Origin of the sequence: Paenibacillus sp. CCS19, assembly GCF_033239625.1 — a bacterium.
Classification (GTDB): domain Bacteria; phylum Bacillota; class Bacilli; order Paenibacillales; family Paenibacillaceae; genus Paenibacillus_T.
Genome location: NZ_BTCK01000007.1, coordinates 132,590 through 151,985, shown reverse-complemented (window position 1 = coordinate 151,985; position 19,396 = coordinate 132,590). Strand labels below are relative to the sequence as shown.

Sequence of the window (19,396 nt, the reverse complement as noted above, 5' to 3'; positions counted from 1 at the left end):
GTTAACCCTCCATTAGCATTAATGACGCTTCCTCCGGCGACAGCTCCCCATTAATGAGCTTCTGCAACAGCGCATCGTACTCGTCATCCTCGGCAGCGGCATCGGACTGAGCGGACGACGCCGCCGCACGATCGCTCGGGTCCAAGTAGCCTGCCATTTCGTAGACGCTGGAATAGCTGAATATGTCCGATATATGAAGGCGCTTCGGAAATTGATGGTCCATCTTCCGATACAATTGCGCAGCCAGTATAGAGTCGCCCCCCATATCGTTGAAGTTCTCGTACAAGTCAAGTTCTTTGAGCCCAAGCACGGAAGCCCAGATCGCGCCGACCTGCCATTCGGTTTCCGTGATATCCTGCTCAGGCTTGCCGAGCAGGCGGATGGTCCGCTGCTGAGGCGAATCCGGCTCCTGCTGCCGCTGCTGAGCGAATGGCTTATGGGCGAGCGCTCTTCTCATGCTGCTCATAATGGTGTTCCCCAGCCGGAACGGCAATTGATCAAGCAGCTGGTGCGTTACCTCGTAATCGAATTCTCCGACGATCGCCTGCGGTACGTCATGCTTCAGCAGCTCATCGAGCTGCGCGATCGCTTTGCTGGTACGAACCGGCATCCAGACGCCCGGAGCGTCTTGTACGCCGTAGTCGACCGCCATCCCCGTCTCTTTCCAGGCCGGCCAGTTGATCGATAAAGCGTGTCGTCCTCTTAACCTGCGTTGATAAGCGAAAGCATCCATGTATTGATTCGCCGCCGTATAATCGCTCTGACCCGGCCCGCCTGTAATTGCCGTAACGGATGAGCACATAACGAAGAAATCGACATCGTCTGAGGCCGTAAGGGAATCCAGAAGCCAAGTGCCCACGATCTTCGGAGCGAGTACGCTCTCGAACGTGCTGCGGTCCTTCAGCATCAGATAACCATCGCCCGCCACGCCTGCAGCATGAATGATGCCGCGAATCGGACCGTGGCCGGTGCGAATTCCAGCGATCAGCTTCGACATCTGGGCTTCGTTGGCAACGTCGGCGCTGTAAGCGAACACGTTGCTGCCGGAAAGCTCGATCTCACGGATTGCCTGCAGCTTGGCCGCAAGTCTCACATCGGCTGCAGGTTCAGCGAGCAGCGATGCCCACTGTTCCCGCTCTGGAAGCTCGCTGCGATTGATCATTACGAGCTTGATACGTTTCATCCGAGCCAAATAGCGTGCGGCTTCCAGTCCGATGCCGCCTGTACCGCCAGTGATGAGGTAGACGCCGCCCTCATGGAGCGTTACCCCCTTCTCTTCATTCCGATTCAGCTCCAGCGGCGCAACCTCGAGCGTGTAGCGAACGCCGCCGCGATACGCGACTTGCGGTGTCTGCACCTCGTTGTCCCCTGCTTCAGCCTCCTGCACGATCGCAGCAGCGGCGTCTGTACCGTATACATCCACGCATCTCACCGCAAGGTTCGGATATTCCTGATTCAACACCTTGCTGAGCCCCGCGATTGCTGCATGATGCGGGTGAATGTTCTGCTCCGTGCCGTCGACGCTTGCCGCACCGTTCGTCGCTACGATCCATGACATCGGCTGCTTCCACTTCGCCTCAGTGAATGCTTTCGCGAGTTGGAACAAGCTGTATACGCCTCGCTCCATACCAGTCAACAAGGACTCGACGCCAGCGGACTCATCCGTATCCGACAGCGGCCATAGATGGATCAGCTGACTTACAGCGCTGTCTTCAACCGCTTGAAGCAGCCGCAGGAACCCTTCCTCCGTCGCCGGCACCATGTACTGCTCGATTCCGGTCTCTGCATATGCATGCCCGAGTGACGCCTCGATCACCTTCGTTCCTCCGCTGCGCAAGTTCGCTGCGACCGCATCGCCGATGCCGAAGCTGTCCTTCAGAATAAGTACGGCTGCATCCTTCGTTTGCTTGTTGGAATGACGCGATGGAGTGGGCGTCCATTTCAGTTGGTACAGATCGCCTGGCGCATGGCCAAGCTTCTTCTCCGCATGCACCTTCTTGATCGTATATTCTCGAATGATGACAAACGGCCTGCCCGACTCATCCAACAGATCAATATCGAACGTCTCCGTCTCGCCGCCATTGTGTGCATTCAGCTTCCTGACGTGGCTGTAGAAAATACCGGGAGTAGGTCCGAATACGCGAATATCCTTATACATGAACGGCAAGTAGGTGCCGCCTCCAAAGGCAAGGTTCGCCGCATTCGCCGCACAATCCATCAGCGCCGGATGAAGCGCATAGCTGTCCAGATCGCTGGTATATGCAGCCGGGAGCACCAGCTTAAGCATCGCTTCTCGCTCGCCGATATAGACGCGCTCCACATTATCCCAGCGCGGCCCTGTCTGAATAGCGCCTGCCGGCACATGATCATAATCGATGACTTCCACTCGAGAGCAGCGTCCGCGGATGCTGTCGAGGCTTACAAATTCGCGCACTGCGGTCGCAGCGTCGATTGCCCTCACCTGGCCTTCCGCATGCGTCACCCATTCCGTATCTTCACTGCGGCGGCTCACGATAGTGAACGGAAGGCAGCCATCTGCATGCTTCATAATCGCCTGCGCTTCTAACGTCTCGCCGTCCCGCACGATGAACGGACTCAGGAATGTCACGCCGCTGAGCTGCACCTGCTGCGTGCGAAGCATTCGGCTGCCGATCTCGCGAACCATCTCGAGATACGTCGTGCCAGGAACGACGTAATGATCCAGTACCTTGTGTTCGCTCAGCACCCAGTGGGTATCGATGCTGAATGAGGTCGCATACACCGAGAATTCCGGCGTCTCTGCCGCGCAGCGGTGAACGACAGGATGCAGCATGGCATCGTTCTCGCGCATCCGATTACGTTCGCTGCTGCCTTGCTCGGCCGCTTCCATCCAGCAGCGCGCTTTCTGAAACGGATAGACCGGCATATGGATCGAACGTACTTGTTCCCCTATGTACAGCGCGCCCCATGATACATGAGCGCCTTCCACATAGACGAGTGCAATGGGGGCAAGCGCTTGGTCGCTTGGCGCCGCCGTATAACGCTCCAGCAGCTCGGCGCATTGCTTATCGAGCAGCGCCTTCTCGCTCTCCGTCCGTTCATCCGATGCTAAGGTGTTCTTCTTGCCGGACACCACTTTGTGTACGCCATAATAAATGCCCCTTCGTTCATCGGTTGCAAGGGTGCTTCCGCGAAGCTCCGCAAGCCGATCCCGCAGCGCCTCCGAACTGTCCACTGTCATCGCCAGGCGGTGCGAGTAATGCCCGCGTCCCGCTGCTGCCGTGTAGCAGCAGTCGGCGAGTGACGGCAAGCCGTTCTCCTCCCAGTGGCGGAGATAGCTGTCGATGAGCGATCGGATGCCTTCCTCGGTCCGCGCCGACACCGTGAACAACCGAGCAGCACGACTTGCCGGCAGCTCCAGTTGTTCGCGCTTCGGCGCCTCTTCCAGCACAAGGTGGCAGTTCGTGCCGCTAAGCCCATAGGAGCTAATGCCGCAGCGTCGCTCGGACGTTTCAGACACCCATGGCTGAAGCGTATCATTCACATATACAGGCGAATCCGCGAACGGGATTTTACGATTCGGCGTTCGGAAGTGCAGCGATGGCGGGAGTTCCTTATGCTTCAGGGCGAGCACGCATTTGATAAATCCGGCAATGCCTGCACAGTTGTCCAGATGGCCAATATTCGTCTTCACCGAGCCGACGGCGCAGAACTGTTTCTTGCCGGTAAACCGAGAGAACGCTCTGCCGATTCCGTTGATCTCGATCGGGTCGCCCAGCCTCGTGCCCGTGCCGTGCGCTTCGATGTACGAGATCGTCTCCGGCTCGACGCCTGCATCCTTCCATGCGCGTACGATTACTTCTTCCTGCGCAGCTGCATTCGGCGTCGTCAGGCCTGCCGACCGGCCATCTTGATTGATCGCGCTGCCCTTGATGATGGCATGAATCGGGTCCCTATCCTCCAGCGCTTTGTACAGCGGCTTGAGCAGTACGACGCCGGCGCCTTCTCCCGTTCCCGTGCCATCGGACGTGTCGTCAAACGTCTTCGCTCTGCCGTCCGATGCTTGAATGCCGATCTCCCAGCGCTTCTCGCCCCGATAAGGGGTGAGAAGCACGTTTACGCCGCCGGCCAGCGCCATATCGCACTCTTGGTTCCGAATCGACTGGCAGGCCATATGGATAGCGACCAGCGTAGACGAGCAGGCCGTGTCGATCATGAGCGATGGCCCTTTGAGATCGAACAAATAGGCGATCCGGCTCGCTGTAATGGAATTGATATTGCTCACGACGGAATGGCCATAATCGTCAACATCCTGCAGCAGAAGATGCTGCCTATAGTCGTCATAGAAATCGTTGCTCTCGCCGACGAATACACCAGTCCGGCTGCCCCTCAGCTTGTCGCCGCCATAGCCTGCATCTTCGATTGCCGTCCACATCATCTCCAGCAGCACGCGCTGCTTCGGGTCCATCAAAGCCGCTTCGCGGGGCGACAGCTGGAATAGACCATAGTCGAACTTGTCGATCTCGGGAAGGAACCCGCCGAAGCTATACTGCAGCCCTTCCTCCGAGAAGCCCATATCGAGCAGATAGCTTAGATAAGGCTGTATATCGCGGCGACGGCCCGCCGGGAATTCCCGATTGCCGTCCGTTCCGCTGCGCAGCAGCTGCCAATATTCGTGAACCGAATCGGCCGCTGCGAACTTGCCGCCCATCCCGATGACCGCGATATCCTTCTTCGCAACATGGTTCAGCTGAAAAGGCGTATTCGCCGCAGCGCTTTGCGACGCCCGCCGTCGGCTGCCTAGCAGATCTATTGCCATTAGCCCATTCTCCTTTCAGCGGCTTACGCCGTCACGCCTTCGAAGCTGGCTAACAGCGGCGCCAGCCAGCCGTGCGATGCCGTATCGTCCATTAGCTGCTTCCAGCGCATTTCGCACTCGGCAACCGGCGCCTTCTTCGTGTGCAAAATCTTCCACAGCAGCCGCACTGCCGTCTCGCGCTGCTCATCTTGGAGCGCGCCCCCCGCCTGCTCGACTTCCCGCTCCAATTCGAGCAGCTGCTGGTAGGGCTCGATGACGCCGCTCTGGTACTCCTGCTCATTGTCGTTCCAGTTCTTCACGCATACCGCGATTCCGAGGCAGCGGCCAATGAACATGCGCTCGCCTTGCAGGGAAGGAACCGCACCATCAAGCAGCGTCTCGAGCTGCTTGATATCCTCGTCTAGATCATAGCTGAACGCTTCGATTGCGGCCGTATTCCGCGCCGCGAGCTTCTTGAGCACCGTCTGCGGTCCCAGTTCGATCACGGTAGTGACGCCCTGCTGCTCCAAATAGCTCATCGTACGGGTCCATTGAACCGCCGCCGTCATCTGCTCGGTCAGCAGATCGACGATCAGCGCGTTCTGCGTGTAAGGGAGCGCCGTTACGTTCGAGATGATCGGATATTGCGCATCGGCAAACGTATACTTCACCAGCTCCTCCTGCAGCTTCACCGCAGCCGAATGCATAATCGAGCTGTGGAAAGGAGCGCTCACATTGAGCGGCGTGTAACGCCCGCCGGCTTGCTGCACCCGCTGCCCGAGCGCTTCGACCGCCGGCTGGTGGCCGGAAACAACGATCTGGTCAGGAGCATTGTAGTTCGAGATTGCGACCAGATGCTGCTCGCCGGAAGCTGCGAGACACCATGCCGCAAGCTGCTCTTCGTCGATCCCGCCGATCGCCGCCATCATTCCGCTGCCCGCTGCCACGGCGTTCTGCATGAACTTGCCGCGCTGATGCACGATCTGCACAGCGTCGGCGAAGCGGATGCTGCCTGCTGCGACCAGCGCCGAGAATTCACCCAAGCTGTGGCCTGCCAAGAAGGCTGGCTCCACGCCATGCTGCTGTTTGAATACACGGTAGGCTGCAACGCTTGCCGTCAAGATTGCCGGCTGGGCGATCTCGGTCATCTTCAGCTCGGCAGCGGTCCCTTGGAAGCATAAGCGGGATAAATCGAACCCCAGCGCCTCATTCGCTTCTTCAAAGGTGTCTCTGGCTGCCGCGAACTGATCGTACAGCTTGCGGCCCATGCCTGTTTTTTGCGAGCCTTGCCCTGGAAACAACAGCGCTATTTTACGCATACCTTTCTTCCCTTCCTGACAATAGATTTATAATTTCGAGGAAAATGTCCGTGTACTTATACAGCAGCTCCTCCATCGCGGATTGCAACAGCTTCCGCCCATTGAACTCCAGCGTAATCTTGAACGTGCCGGCGGCCGGCTTCACCGCCAGCACTAGATCGACGCTCGACTGCAGGCCGTGGTTCCGAATGTCGCCGGCGATGAAGACTGCCGACACTTGGTTGTCCGGCAGGCGATGAGCGCTGCGCAGCTGCACATATTGATCAAGCGGGCAGCCGGTGGACGAATCTCCGTAGTGGCGGCGCTGTTCCTTAGCCATAGCCAGCAGCTCCTGCACGGTCGTAATCGCCGCGAAGTTGGCATACAGCTTGTAGACGTTATCTCTCTCCTCCGATAACAGTTCGATCTCGACTTCCTCCGATTCCGACGCCTCCGCCAATGTGTACAGATAAGAGATGGCCGCCAGATCGTATAGATCCGCTCCTGCGGAGCTCGCCGTCTTCATCACCTGTTGGCAGAACTCTTCCGAAACCGCAAGCTCCAGCACATGTTCTCCAGCCTCTTCACCGTACTTGTTGTAATAAGATGGTTCCAGCGGCAGTCCCGCCAGCTCTTCCCCGCTCCAAGCTGCCTGCGCCCCATCGATCCACGACGCAAGCTCTGCGATCGTCGGATGCGTGAACAGATCGGCTACCTCAAGCCGCCCCGGATACAGCTTCCCCAGCTTGGCATGCGCCATGACCAGCAGCGTCGAGTTGCCCCCGACGTCGAAGAACGAATCATGGACGCCCGGCGGCACCTCGCGTTTCAGCACTTGCGTCCATACCCGCTGGATCGCCATCTCCGTATCGTTCCGCGGCTGCTCGCATGTCGGGGACGATACGATGAGACGGTCTGCCTGCTTCGGCAGCCGATTGCGGTCCAGCTTGCCGTTCGGCGTCATCGGCATCTCAAGCAAATGCACGAACTGCGTCGGAATCATATAATCCGGCAGCTCCTCTGCAAGCTTCGAACGGAGCAGCTTGACCGGCCGCTCTTCTTCGGAAGCATAGTAAGCGATCAAGCTCTTGTCGCCGGCGCCGTCTTCTTCCGCAATGACGACACATTGCTTAACTCCGCCGATGCCGAGCAGGCGATGTTCAATCTCGCCAAGCTCGATGCGATATCCGCGAATTTTGACCTGAAAATCGCTTCTGCCCAGAAATTCGATGCTGCCGTCTGCAAGCCGCCGCGCCACATCGCCGGTCTTATACATAATCGCCCCCGGCTCATACGGGTTAGGGACGAATCGCGATGCGGTCAGCTCCTCACGCCGCCAATAACCTCTCGCGAGGCCATCCCCGCCGATGCACAGCTCCCCTGGCACGCCGATCGGCTGCAGCAGGTTCGCTTCGTTCACGATGTACAGCTGCGTGTTCACGATCGGGCTCCCCAAATAAATCGGCGCGCCGCGGCGAACCCGCTGTACCGCTGACCAGACGGTCGTTTCCGTCGGGCCGTACATATTATAGATGCGGGCATGGGTTACTTCGCAAAGCCGATCCACCAACTGACTAGGAAGCGCCTCGCCGCCGATCAGAATGTCCGTCAGCTGCCGGAAGCACGACATATCGACGCCGCTGACGAGAAACAGCTGAAGACGAGAAGGCGTGATCTGAAGCATATGAACATCGTGTTCCTTCAGCAGCTCGCACAGCTTGAACGGATCCTTCTGAGCCGATTCCTGCGCGATGACGATCGACATGCCGCGCGCCAGCGGAACAATCGACTCAAGCACGAAAATATCGAATGATATCGTCGTCAGGTTGAGAATGCGCCGATTCGGCGCGAACCCGATCTCGTTCGTCATGCCGACGATGAAGTTATGCACGGAGCGATGCTCCAGCATGACCCCTTTGGGCTTGCCGGTCGAGCCGGAGGTATAGATGACATAGGCCAGATCGCTTGGCGTATTCACATTCGGAAGATCGCCGGCTGCATACGGCGCAAGATCAACCGTATCGAGCAGCAGGCTCTCTAACGCAGCGATGCCTTCGAATCTCGAATGACATGCCGTCTCGGTCAGCAGCAGCTTCGCTTCGCTGTCCTTGAGCATATATTCGATGCGGTCAGCCGGAAAATCGGGATCGATGGGCAGGTAGGCGGCCCCGGACTTCAATACAGCCAGCAGCCCCGCAATCATATCGAAGCCCCGTTGTATCATCAGCCCGACGATATCCCCTGTGCCAACGCCTTGCGCTCGCAGCAGCGAGGCGATTCGATTGGCTCTCGCATTCAGCTCGCCGTACGACATCGTCTCGCCGCTGCAATGCAGGGCGATTCTCCCAGGATTGCTGCGTGCTTGCTCTTCGATCAGATGATGAATGGTCTGCGGCTCTTCATTGTTCACCTCTGTCTTGTTCCACCCGACGATCATCCGATGCCGTTCCTCGACGGTGAGCATCTGAACGGCGAACAACGGCATATCGGGCGTACGCAGCACCTCCTGCACGATCTGCAGCAGATGGATGCCCATCCGCTGAATCATCGCGCGGGAGTAGAGGTTCTCGTCATAATGAAGCTCGAATTGATGTTCCCCTTGCACAGAACCGAATAGGAAGCTGATTGGCGCTGCCTTCGGTTCCCAATGATGACTGCCGCGATATGCCGCTGCGGTTCGGAACAAAGGGGCATCTTCCTCCACATTGTCGAGCGTTAGCTGAGGCAGCAGCGATTCCAGCGTTACATTCTTATATTTCTTCACGCGATTGCATTGATGCGCGAGCGCTTGCAGCTGCTGTTTGAATGTCAGCTCTGCGCTAAGCCTTGCCCGAACGGGAGCCAGCTTGCGTTCAGTAGGCTCGCCGAGAAAAGCGGGCATGCCGATAATGAAGTCCGTTTTCCCCGAATAGCGGTACAACAAATATTGAACAGCCGCCAACCAGATGACGTATGCGCCGAAATCCGCGCCGCCTGTAATCTGATCGAGCCTGTCGCCAGCGCTCCGCGGCAGTTTGAACGTGCTGAACGAATCCTCGAGTAAGCCGTCCATGTGGCAATCCGAGGGGAACTCTCCCATCGCGAGCGCTCCTTGCAGCTCGTTCATCCAATACTGTTTCTCCTCGATCGATGCGATTGCCGATTTAGGTTCGCTGCCGCGAACAACCGTTATCTCGCCGTTCATTTCATTCACCTCCAGGCATCGTTCGTTAGTTAGATCGCGAGCTCCATATCCAAGTAAGGATTGCAAGTCTCGTCTAGAATGCGGTGCACCGCATCGTCCTGCTCTTCTGCCGACAAGCCCTTGGTATGCAAAATCTGCTTCAACAAACGGAACGCTTCCCGCAGCTGCTCGTCGCTGGCCGGGAGACCGTCGCGCTCCGACTGCTCCAAGATCGTCTCGATTCGCCGATAAGGCGCCACGACTCCGTTCTGATAGGCCTCACTGTTCCAATTCGTGTTCGGCGTCGACACGGCTGAAGCGAGCATTCGTCCGAGCACGGAAGGCCGATGCTTCACGTACTCCGGCTTGCTGCCATATTCAGCTAGCAGCTCTCGGCGATCCGCCAATTGGTCGAAGCTAAATGCGCGAACACCCGGCAGCTCCTGCTTCACAAGCGCGGACAGTACGTTCTTCGGCCCGAATTCGACCGTCATCGTAATGCCGAGCCGTTTCATATACTGAAGCGTCGCTAGCCACTGCACAGGTCGGACTAGCTGCTCTGCGAGACGGCCTGCGATCAACTCCTTCACCGGATAAGGCTTGGCCGTGACGTTCGATAGGACTGGGTACTTCAGATCCGCATACTTCACGGCTTGCAGCACTTCGCTCAGCTTCTCCGATACCGGCGCCATCGTCTTGCAATGATAAGGCGCGCTCATCATGAGCGGCGTAACGCTGCCTCCTGCCGCCAGAACGTTATCCTCAACGGCGTAAACGCCGTCGGTCAAACCTGATATCGCGAATTGAGAGGAAGCATTGTAGCAGCTTACCGCTGCATAGCTGCTTCCAGCTTCCCTGCACCACTGCTCGATCTGCTCGCGCTGCACGCCGTCAACGATCGTCATGGCCCCTGCGCCGGTATCCGCGAACTGCTGGGCCAGTGCCCCGCGCTGCCTGACAAGATGAAGCGCATCGCCGAATCGAATCGCGCCTGCACAAGTCAATGCAGCGTATTCGCCCAAGCTATGGCCGGCGCATACATCAGGCGCAATGCCAGCTTCTTGCATGAATACGCGATAGGCGGCCACGCTGAATGCGAGCATCGCCGGCTGCATGTTGACCGGCTGGTTCAGCTCGGACATGGTGCCGCTGAAACAAAGTTCGGACAATGAGAACCCGAGTACATCGTCAGCCTCTTGAAACGTCTGGCGGGCGATCGTAAATTCGTCATACAGCGTTCGGCCCATTCCGATATATTGAGAGCCTTGTCCCGGGAACAAGAATGCGATCTTCTCCATCAACTTACTCCTTTCATCCGATCCGTCTGCCTATTACGACTCAATCAGCACCTGCACATACTCGGGATGCGGCATCGGCTGCTCCATCCGATGTTCGAAAATGACCTTATCGCCGTCTTGCGCAATCTCTTGAAAGCCTCCGAACTTGTACGTGACGAGCATCATCCGATTACGGTCATTGGAGACAAATTCGGCGCGCAGGCTTACGCCAGCTTCCTTGGCCAGCTGAATGACATGGTTGAGCATGATGGAGCCGACTCCGCGGGACATAACGCGGCACGACATCAAAAGCAGCTTCAGCGTCCAATGGGACTCCTCGCATTCCAGCAGCAGCAGACCGATCTTGCCGTAGCTGCCGTAACGGTCTTCCAAGCCTGCGATCAGCAGCTTATGCTTCGGCGACTGCCGCAGCGCATCCAGCTCCTCGAAGGAATACGTATAGCCCGTCGTATTAAGCTGGTGCGTGCGCACGGTCAGCTCTTCCGCGCGCTGCAGATCGCCGGGACCTACAGGTCCAATCGTGAACCTCATGCCGAGCGATGCCAGAAACTCTTCCTTCGGGCCTTCATATTGCTCCTCCAGCTGATTGCGCAGCATGTCGCTTCTATACATGAGGCGGCGCTGACTGGAGTCCTCTGTGATAAAATGCGGCGTGAATTCCTCTAGTCCCGTCAGCTCCAGCAAGCGTTCCGCATCGATGCACAGCACTTCCGGCAGCTCATGCGATACCTCGTCGCGCTCGAACGCTTGATCGTCGATGAATGCGAACGTATCGATGCCGATGTTCAGGCTGCGCACGATTTTCTCGATCGAGGACGACTTCGAGCTCCAGTTAATCTGCGGGTATAAGAAATATTCATCGAGCCCGAATTGCTTCAACTTCGCCATCGCATCCTCGTAGTTGTTCTTGCTGGAGATCGACTGCAGAATGCCTCTGCGGTCCAGCTCTTGAATGACTTCAACCACGCCGTCGCGCAGCGACACTTCCCCATCCTCAAGCAGGACGCCGTTCCAGACCGTGTTGTCCAAATCCCAGACCAAACATTTGATCTTCTTTGTATCTTCCTTGTTCTCTGCGTGCGCCAGCACGCTAAGATCGATGGACATCGCCGTACTCCTCCTCGTCTTCGCTTCTATCGCTTATTGCACCGATTGGTACGCATTCGTCGCAATGACAATCTCGTGCATCTGGGTCGTGCCTTCGATAATTTCCATCACTTTCGCATCGCGCAAATACCGCTGGACCGAGTAATCGCGGGAGCAGCCGTTCGCGCCATGGATTTGGACCGCATCGTTCGCCGCTTTCGTCGCGCTGGTCGAGGCAAAATATTTGGCCGTCCACGTCTCCATCAGCGCATCGACATCGCCTTCATCCTTCAATCGTCCGGCATGCTCGCACAGCTTGCGCGCCGCCTTCGTATTCACGACCATCTCCGTAATCATCTTCTGGATCAGCTGCTGCTCCTTCAGGAATGTTCCGAATGCCTTGCGCTCGCTCGTGTAGCGGATGCAGTCATCCAAACACGCCTGCATCATGCCAACGCAGCCCCAAGCAATCGTGTATCTGCCGTAATCGAGACAGCTCATGGCGATATAAGGAACGCCGAGTCCGGCACTGCCAAGCAGCGCTTCCCGATCGACGACGCATTCTTCCAGCGTCAGCTCTGCAATCATCGATGCGGTCGTCCCGAGGATGCCGTGCAGCGGCTTAACCGAGAAGCCCGACGCTGTGCGCGGCACGAGGAACGCGGTATGCTGGCCGTCCAGCTTCGCGAAGATCAAGAACAAGTCGGCGATCTGACCGAACGTAATCCATTTCTTGCCGCCATTGAGCACATATCCATCCGCCGTGGCAGTCGCGGTCGTCTCGATCGCCTTCGTATCTGTTCCGGCCGAAGCTTCGCTCAAGCCGAAAGCGCCGATCACTTCGCCTCCCGCCATGCGGGGGAGCCAGCGAAGCTTCTGCTCCTCCGTGCCGAACCGTTCGATCGCCAAGCTTGCCATGCCATGGACCGTCAGCAAGCTGCGAACCGAGGAGCAGCCTCTGCCCATCTCCTCGTTCAGCTCGCCGAGCACGCCCATGCTGAGCCCTAGACCGCCATATTGCGGTGAGATCGTCGCGCCAAGATACCCTTCCGCCGCCATGTTCGCGATGAGCGAGAACGGAAGCTGCTCTTCCCTGTCGAACCGGTTCGCATGAGGGACGATATGCTCGTCGACGAACGCTTTGAACGATTCGCGATTCATGCGGCTTGCTTGCTTCAATGTCGTCTCCATCATTAGGCTCCTCTCGCCTTAAGCTGCCTTCGTCAGGCGATCGACTAAGCCTGCGATCGAGTTGATCGTGCGGAAGTTCTCGAAATCCAGGTCCTCCGGCTGGATGCGAAGCGCGAACTCCTTCTCCAAGTACATCACCAGCTGCATGGCAAACAAGGAGTTCACGAAGCCCAGCGTGAAAATGTCTTCTGCGTCGCCGATTTCGCGTTTGCGGAAAAATCTAGATAGAAATGCTCTCACTTTTACTTTTACATCTTCCATTTGACATACCGCCTTCTATAAATTTATTTTTTTATTAAAAAATGGTAATTAGTGGTTGAAGAGTGCCTTAAGGGAAGCAGCCTGCTCGACTGTTTGGCTTGTGGTAGCTTGACTTTCCTGCGTGACTTGCCTTGCCGAGTAATTAAGAGACTTGATAGTCGAAGAAGCCTTGACCGCTCTTGCGGCCCAATTGACCTGCGCTCACCATCTTCTTCAGCAGCGGGCATGGACGATATTTACTGTCGTTATACGCCTCATAGAGCGCCTCGATCGAGTACAGAATCGTATCCAATCCGATAAGGTCGCCCGTCTCGAGCGGGCCGCTCTTGTGGCCGAAGCATGTTTTGAACAGCGTGTCGACTTCCTCTGCCGTTGCAACCTGATCCTGGACGAGGAAAATGGCTTCGTTGATCGTCAGCATCAGCACCCGATTGGAGACGAAGCCCGGCATATCGTTGACGACGATGCATTCTTTGTCCATCTGCTTCAGCAGCTCGCGCGCCGTCTTAATCGTCTCTTCCGTCGTGTAGTGGCCGCGAATCGCTTCCACCATCGGCTTCAGCGGCACGGGGTTCATGAAGTGCATGCCCAGAATGCGGTCTGCCCGCTGCGTCAACGAGCCGATTCTCGTAATCGAGATGCAGGACGTGTTAACGGCGAAGACGCAGTGACTTGGGCAAATCTCGTCAAGAACCGGATAGATATCCTTCTTAATCTCCCACTTCTCGGTCGCGTTCTCGATGACGAAGTCGGCGTCGTGCAGAATCCCGTAATCAGTCGAGAATGCGATCCGGCTCAATACCAGCTCCGGCAGGTCCGGCGTCACCGTCTTATCGAAAAACGCCTGCATGCGCACGTTGTTATAAATCTCTTCCTTCGCTTTATCGAGCGCCGCTTCGGTCACGTCGATCAGCTTCACCTGAAACCCAGCCTGCGCCAGGCTGTGCGATACGCCGATCCCCATGACGCCGGCACCAATAACTCCTACGACCTTAATCATTGCCAACACGCTCCTTGTCATTGTCCATTCTCTTATCCGGCCCATTCTTTGCTAGAAGCTGAATTCCAACTCCTGCTCCGTGCCGTAATCCGTGTCTTCGCTGCTCGCGAGCACGATATGTTCAATTGGCTTATGCAGCAGCGTCGGCAGCGACTCCAATAGGTGCAAGTAATCGCGCGACCACACCTCCATCGTGGACCGATGGAACAATGAGCTGCTGTACGTCCATTGAAACGCCAATTCATTCCCGATCTCCGCCGCCTCAAGGGCAATGTCCATCTTCGTTGTCCCGTCGTAGAACGGATAAGGAGTAACTCGCAAATCGCTGAACCTTATTTCCTTCGATGCCGTGTTCTGAAGAATGAACGATACGTCGAACATCGGATGGCGGCTGCGATCGCGCTGCTTGCATAGGCGATCAACCATCGCATCGAACGGAAGCTCCTGATGGTCGAATGCCTCGATCGCCTGCTGCCTAACAGCTTGAACAAACTGCAGAAGCGTCTCCTGCGAAGCCATTCGATTATGCATCGGCAGCATGTTGATGAACACGCCCATCATCGACTGCACATCCTCGTGCCGGCGGCCCATCACAGCGGAGCCGATGACGAGATCGTCCTGCCCCGAATGCTTGGCGAGCACGATATGGTACGATGCGAGCAGCAGCATGTACAGCGTCGCGTCCGTACGGATCGCCAGCTGCTTCAATTGCTGCAGCGCCGCCTCCGGCAGCTTGAAGGTCACTTGGTCGCCGTCATTCGTCTTCCTAGCACTCTTCGGTCTTGCGTAATCAGTCGGCAGCTCGAGCATCGGCACGCCGTCTCGGAACTTGTCTTCCCAATAAGCTTCTTCCTTGCGGAGACCGCCTTCGGTAAGCCGCTTCAATTCCCATGCCGCATAATCCTTATATTGCAATCGCTGAGGCGGCAGCTGCCGTCCTTCGTATAAGCCGACCATCTCGGCAATAAAGGTGTCCAGCGACACGCCATCGCAAATGATATGGTGCATATCGAACAGCAGGAAGTGTCTATTCGGTCCAAGTCTCGCCAGGCTCATCCGCAGCAGCGGCGCTTCATCCAAGCGGAACGGCCGAATGAACTCGGCAATCATGCGCGGAATATCCGCCTCCGAATACTCGGCTGCATAGGGGATGTCGAATGCGGCATCCTCATGAATCCGCTGAATCGGACCGTCGTCCGACAGCTCGAAGGAGGTGCGGAGCGCGTCATGCCGCCGGATAAGCTGATGAATGACGTTCGTAAATTTCGGTACGTCCAGATCGCCGTCTATGTACATGAACCTCGGATGGTTGTACGCGATGCCCGCACCATCCATTCGGTCGGTGATGAACATCCGATTCTGAGCCGACGACACCGGGTAGACGTCTTGAATAGGCGCCTGCGGTATCGTCGCCGATTCGGCATACCGTGCGTCACTGGATGAACCTGCATCCGCTTCACGCATATAGGCGTCCAGATAGGCTGCGAACTTCCGCACCGTCAGATGCTTCAACATATCGCCAGGGTGGAGCTGAAGCTGCAGCTGCTTGTTGAGCGTATTGACGATGCGCGTGCCGAGAACGGAGTCGCCGCCCATCTCGTAATAGTTGCTGTCGACGTCCATCTCGTAGATGCCCAGCGTTTCCGCCCAGACTTGGCCGACATGCAGCTCTGTCTGCGTGTACTGCTCATTGCCCCTGCCTATCAGCTTGACCGCTCTAGCCGGACCGCCCATCTGGACCGGCTTCGCTTGATGCTTGCCGACCGCAGCGCCGGATCGCTGCTGCAGCTTATTCTCTATCGACGCATGCAGCCGATTCGGCATTCGGCGGAGCAGCTGGATCGTGCTCGATTCGTAGTGGAGCGAACCGATCAATACGTTCGTCACGTCGCGATTGACAATGCGGTCGAACCGCTCCATCGCTTCTTGCGTCGTCACCGCTTTCATTAGCGTATCCTCGGTGAAGCCTGCCCGCAGCGCCATTCCTCGTTCCTTCCACGTAGGCCAGTTAATCGTCATTGTCCGAACGCCTTGATTGCTCCGCGATGCGGCGTAAGCGTCCAGGAACGTATTGGCTGCGATGTAATCCGCCTGGCCCGGGGCCGGGAAGAACGTAGCCAGCGACGAGAACAGAATGATGAAATCAAGCGGTTCGTCTGCCAGCCACTGCTCCAGTACTCGCGTACCTGCCATCTTCGCCGACAGTCCTTGCCGGAAGCTGTCCTCCTGCTGTGATGCCAGCATCTGCTGGCCGGCAACGCCTGCACTATGGACGACGCCGTATACTGACGCACGATAGCGCTGCTTGATCGATTCACCGATCTCCTTCATGCGAGCGGCATCCGAGATATCTGCCGCGTAACAATCGACCGTGGATCCCATCGCTTCGATCGCCATGATCTCTTCCACTTTGGTGCGCAGAATGCTGGTCTCAACGTCCGAAGCTTGGAGCAGCGCCGGCCACGCTTCCCTTGCCGGGAATGGTGTGCGGCCAATCAAGGCAAGATGCACACGCTTCTGCGAAGCCAAATATCTTGCTATCTCCAGCCCGATATCGCCGAGCCCGCCCGTGATGACGTAGATGCCGTCCTCGCGAAGCTCCAGCGGCCTCTCGGCAAGCGCATTCGGATCGAGCGGCTGCAATTCCCGCACATAGCGGCTCCCGCCGCCGCGGTAGGCTACTAAGCTGTCGCCGCCCTCTCGAAGCAGCTCCTGCCCGATCAGCCTGCGATCCACGGTCGCATCGACATCAATCGCTCGGCAGCGCCATTCCGGGTGCTCCCTGCCAATCGCTTGGCCGAGGCCGACGAGCGCAGCCGATTCAGGCGCCGCCTGCCGCTCGCTGCCGTCGATGACGAACGCTTCCTTCGTCACGATAATGAGCTCGAGCTCCTGGTCATAGCCCTCATGCAGCATCGCCTTCACGGTTCTGAACAAGCCGATCGTATCGCTGCCGGTCAGCACGATGCGACGAACGGCTTGGCCGCGAAGCTGATTGAACAGCCATTCGCAGTCGTCCTTCGATGCGCTGATCTCATAGCGTTGTCCGCCATCTTCCACTCGAGCCTCGTCAACGCCGCCAATACCTGCTTCAACGACGAACTGTCCAAGCTCGCGAAGCTGCTGGGCTATCGCTGTCCCGAGATCGTCCCCCCTGCCTTGCAGAATTAGTGTCGTTCCGCTTACATTAGCAGCGGTAGAAGCATTCATATTGCCGACGTTATCGAGATCAATCGCGGAAGGAATCCAGCCGAGCTGATAATAAGCCGCTTCCTCATCCCGTTCCGCAGACTTAGGCGTCTCCGGAATGTCCAGCCAACATCTGTACCGCTCATACGGGTACAACGGAAGCCGGCAGGCCTGCACCTTGCGGCCTTGATACAGCAGCTTCCAATCCACTTGCGCACCTTCAACATAAAGGCCGCTTAGGAGATGGGCGAATGCAAGCTGCTCTTCTCGCTTGTTTAACTGCTTGCGCTCCCACTCGCGCAGCTCCTCGTTCGCTCGTTCCGTCAGCTTCCGCCGCTCACCTTCGGTCAGATCCGTCGCCACCCTTGATTCCTTGTGCTGGGCCACCATCCGATGTACGCCGTAGAGGACGCCGGGGGCTGTCGCTATCTCCCCGCGCTCCCAGTCCCCGCCTGCTTCTATCACCGCGTTCACCTGCTCGAGCAGCTGGCGTGCAGTCGAGAAGACGAATGCGAGCCGATGCTCGTAATGTCCTCTGCCGACATTCGCTGTGAAGCACATATCCTGCAGCGGAACAATGTCCTGCGCCTCGATCCAATCACGATATTGAGTCACTAAGCTCAGCAGCCCGTCTCTCGTCTTCGCGGACAATGCGAGCGTGTGGATCGTCTCCATCGGCTCGACGAGCTCAATTGCGCTTGCCTGCTGCGGCGCCTCCTCTAGAATGAGATGGCAGTTCGTGCCGCTGAAGCCGAACGAGCTGACCCCGCTTCTGCGAGTCGCATCGCTGTCCCATCGGCGAAGCTTCGCATTCACATACACGGGCGAATCAATGAAGTCGATCTTGCGGTTCGGGGTATCGAAATGAATCGTTGGCGGCAGCTCGCGGTTCTTCAACGCCAGAACCGCTTTAAGCAAATTCGCCATGCCAGCGCATTCGTACAAATGTCCGATATTGGGCTTCACCGACCCGATCGCGCAGAACTGCTTCTTATCCGTAAATCTCGCGAACGCATCCGCGAGCCCCTGCATCTCGATGACATCACCCAGCTCGGTGCCTGTTCCATGCGTCTCGATATAGGCGATAGTCTCGGGGTCTACCCCCGTCTTCTCCCAGGCTCGAACGATGGCATCGGTCTGCGCTCGCGGATTCGGCGCCGTAATGCCCAGCGAAGTGCCATCTTGATTGATCGCGCTGCCTCGGATGACCGCGTAGATCGAATCCCCGTCCTGCATCGCACGCTTGAGAGGCTTGAGCACGAAGGCAACAGACCCTTCGCCGATCCCCGCACCGTCGGACTTGTCATCGAAAGTGCGCGTCCGATAGTCTGACGACTCCACGCCGGTCTGATACGTCTCCGCGCTAAGCGGCATCGTGTGCAGCTTGATCGCGCCAGCGACCGCAACGTCGCAATCGCCGCTGCGAATGCCTTGGCACGCCAAGTGAATCGTGACCAGGCCGGAGGAGCAGGCTGTATCCACCAATACGGTTGGCCCTCTCAGGTCCAGCATGTAGGACAGCCTCGTCGGAATCATGGCTGCCAGATTCGCAGCGATAGAGATCGATACCGAGGATGGTTCAACATCCAGAATCTGCTTCTGGTACTTGTCTTTAATCGTGTCGGCGAAGCCGGTGTACACGCCGGTACGCGAACCTGCCAGACGTTCGCCGCCGTATCCGGCATCCTCCAGCGCATGGTACGCCACCTGCATGAACAGCCGCTGATTCGGATCCATCAAGCTCGCCTCCTTCGGCGACAGCCGGAAGAACGGATAATCGAACTTATCGATCTCATCCAGAAAGGCGCCTTCGCCGAACTGGATCTGTTCCTCCGGCGTTCCGATGAAGCGCAAGTAATTTCGAATGTCCGCTTGACGCTCCTCGGGGAATGACCGAATGCTGTCAACGCCGTTGCGGATGTTGTGCCAGAACTGCTCTACATCATCCGCCGTTGGTAGCTGTGCCGCTGCGCCGATAATGGCGATCGGCTCATCGGGCTCATTCTCGGCGGCGCGCAGCATCTCAATGACTTCGATAGCTGCCGCTTTATCGATTTTGCCTGCAGCCGTATGTTCAATAATCGATTTAAAAACTTTATCCATGCTTACTCGCCTGCCTCCTCGACGCCGTTC

9 protein-coding genes are annotated in these 19,396 nt (G+C 57.4%); all 9 read right to left on the bottom strand.

Annotated features, from left to right (window positions below):
- Window position 1 precedes the first annotated feature (1 nt).
- The 9 genes from SBI19_RS08115 to SBI19_RS08075 all read right to left on the bottom strand — a co-directional run bounded on the left by SBI19_RS08115 (window position 2) and on the right by SBI19_RS08075 (window position 19,366).
- Complete coding sequence (locus tag SBI19_RS08115; RefSeq protein ID WP_317966847.1) at window positions 2-4,798, bottom strand: type I polyketide synthase; 4,797 nt, start codon at window positions 4,796-4,798, stop codon at window positions 2-4.
- A 23-nt stretch (window positions 4,799-4,821) separates the two neighbouring features.
- On the bottom strand, window positions 4,822-6,096 hold the full coding sequence (gene fabD / locus SBI19_RS08110; protein ID WP_317966845.1) for an ACP S-malonyltransferase: 1,275 nt from the start codon (window positions 6,094-6,096) through the stop codon (window positions 4,822-4,824).
- Window positions 6,089-9,259 (bottom strand): non-ribosomal peptide synthetase, encoded by a 3,171-nt coding sequence (locus SBI19_RS08105; protein ID WP_317966843.1) that lies wholly within the window; start codon window positions 9,257-9,259, stop codon window positions 6,089-6,091. Before SBI19_RS08105 ends, fabD (SBI19_RS08110) begins: the two co-directional genes overlap by 8 nt.
- A 29-nt stretch (window positions 9,260-9,288) precedes the next feature.
- A complete protein-coding gene (gene fabD, locus SBI19_RS08100) occupies window positions 9,289-10,536 on the bottom strand; it encodes an ACP S-malonyltransferase (RefSeq protein ID WP_317966841.1) in 1,248 nt (415 codons plus the stop codon).
- Window positions 10,537-10,569: 33 nt separating this feature from the next.
- Window positions 10,570-11,643, bottom strand: coding sequence for an HAD-IIIC family phosphatase (locus SBI19_RS08095; protein ID WP_317966839.1), 1,074 nt, complete (start codon window positions 11,641-11,643; stop codon window positions 10,570-10,572).
- A 33-nt stretch (window positions 11,644-11,676) separates the two neighbouring features.
- Window positions 11,677-12,816, bottom strand: a complete 1,140-nt coding sequence (locus tag SBI19_RS08090; RefSeq protein ID WP_317966837.1) for an acyl-CoA dehydrogenase family protein — start codon at window positions 12,814-12,816, stop codon at window positions 11,677-11,679.
- A gap of 15 nt (window positions 12,817-12,831) precedes the next feature.
- The gene (locus SBI19_RS08085; RefSeq protein WP_317966835.1) at window positions 12,832-13,074 is read right to left on the bottom strand and encodes an acyl carrier protein; all 243 of its coding nucleotides are present in this window, start codon (window positions 13,072-13,074) and stop codon (window positions 12,832-12,834) included.
- 142 nt (window positions 13,075-13,216) lie between these two features.
- Complete coding sequence (locus tag SBI19_RS08080; protein ID WP_317966833.1) at window positions 13,217-14,074, bottom strand: 3-hydroxyacyl-CoA dehydrogenase family protein; 858 nt, start codon at window positions 14,072-14,074, stop codon at window positions 13,217-13,219.
- Window positions 14,075-14,125: 51 nt separating this feature from the next.
- Window positions 14,126-19,366 carry a condensation domain-containing protein gene (locus SBI19_RS08075; protein ID WP_317966831.1) on the bottom strand — a complete coding sequence of 1,747 codons (5,241 nt, stop codon included), beginning with the start codon at window positions 19,364-19,366 and terminating at the stop codon, window positions 14,126-14,128.
- Between the last annotated feature and the right edge of the window lie 30 nt (window positions 19,367-19,396).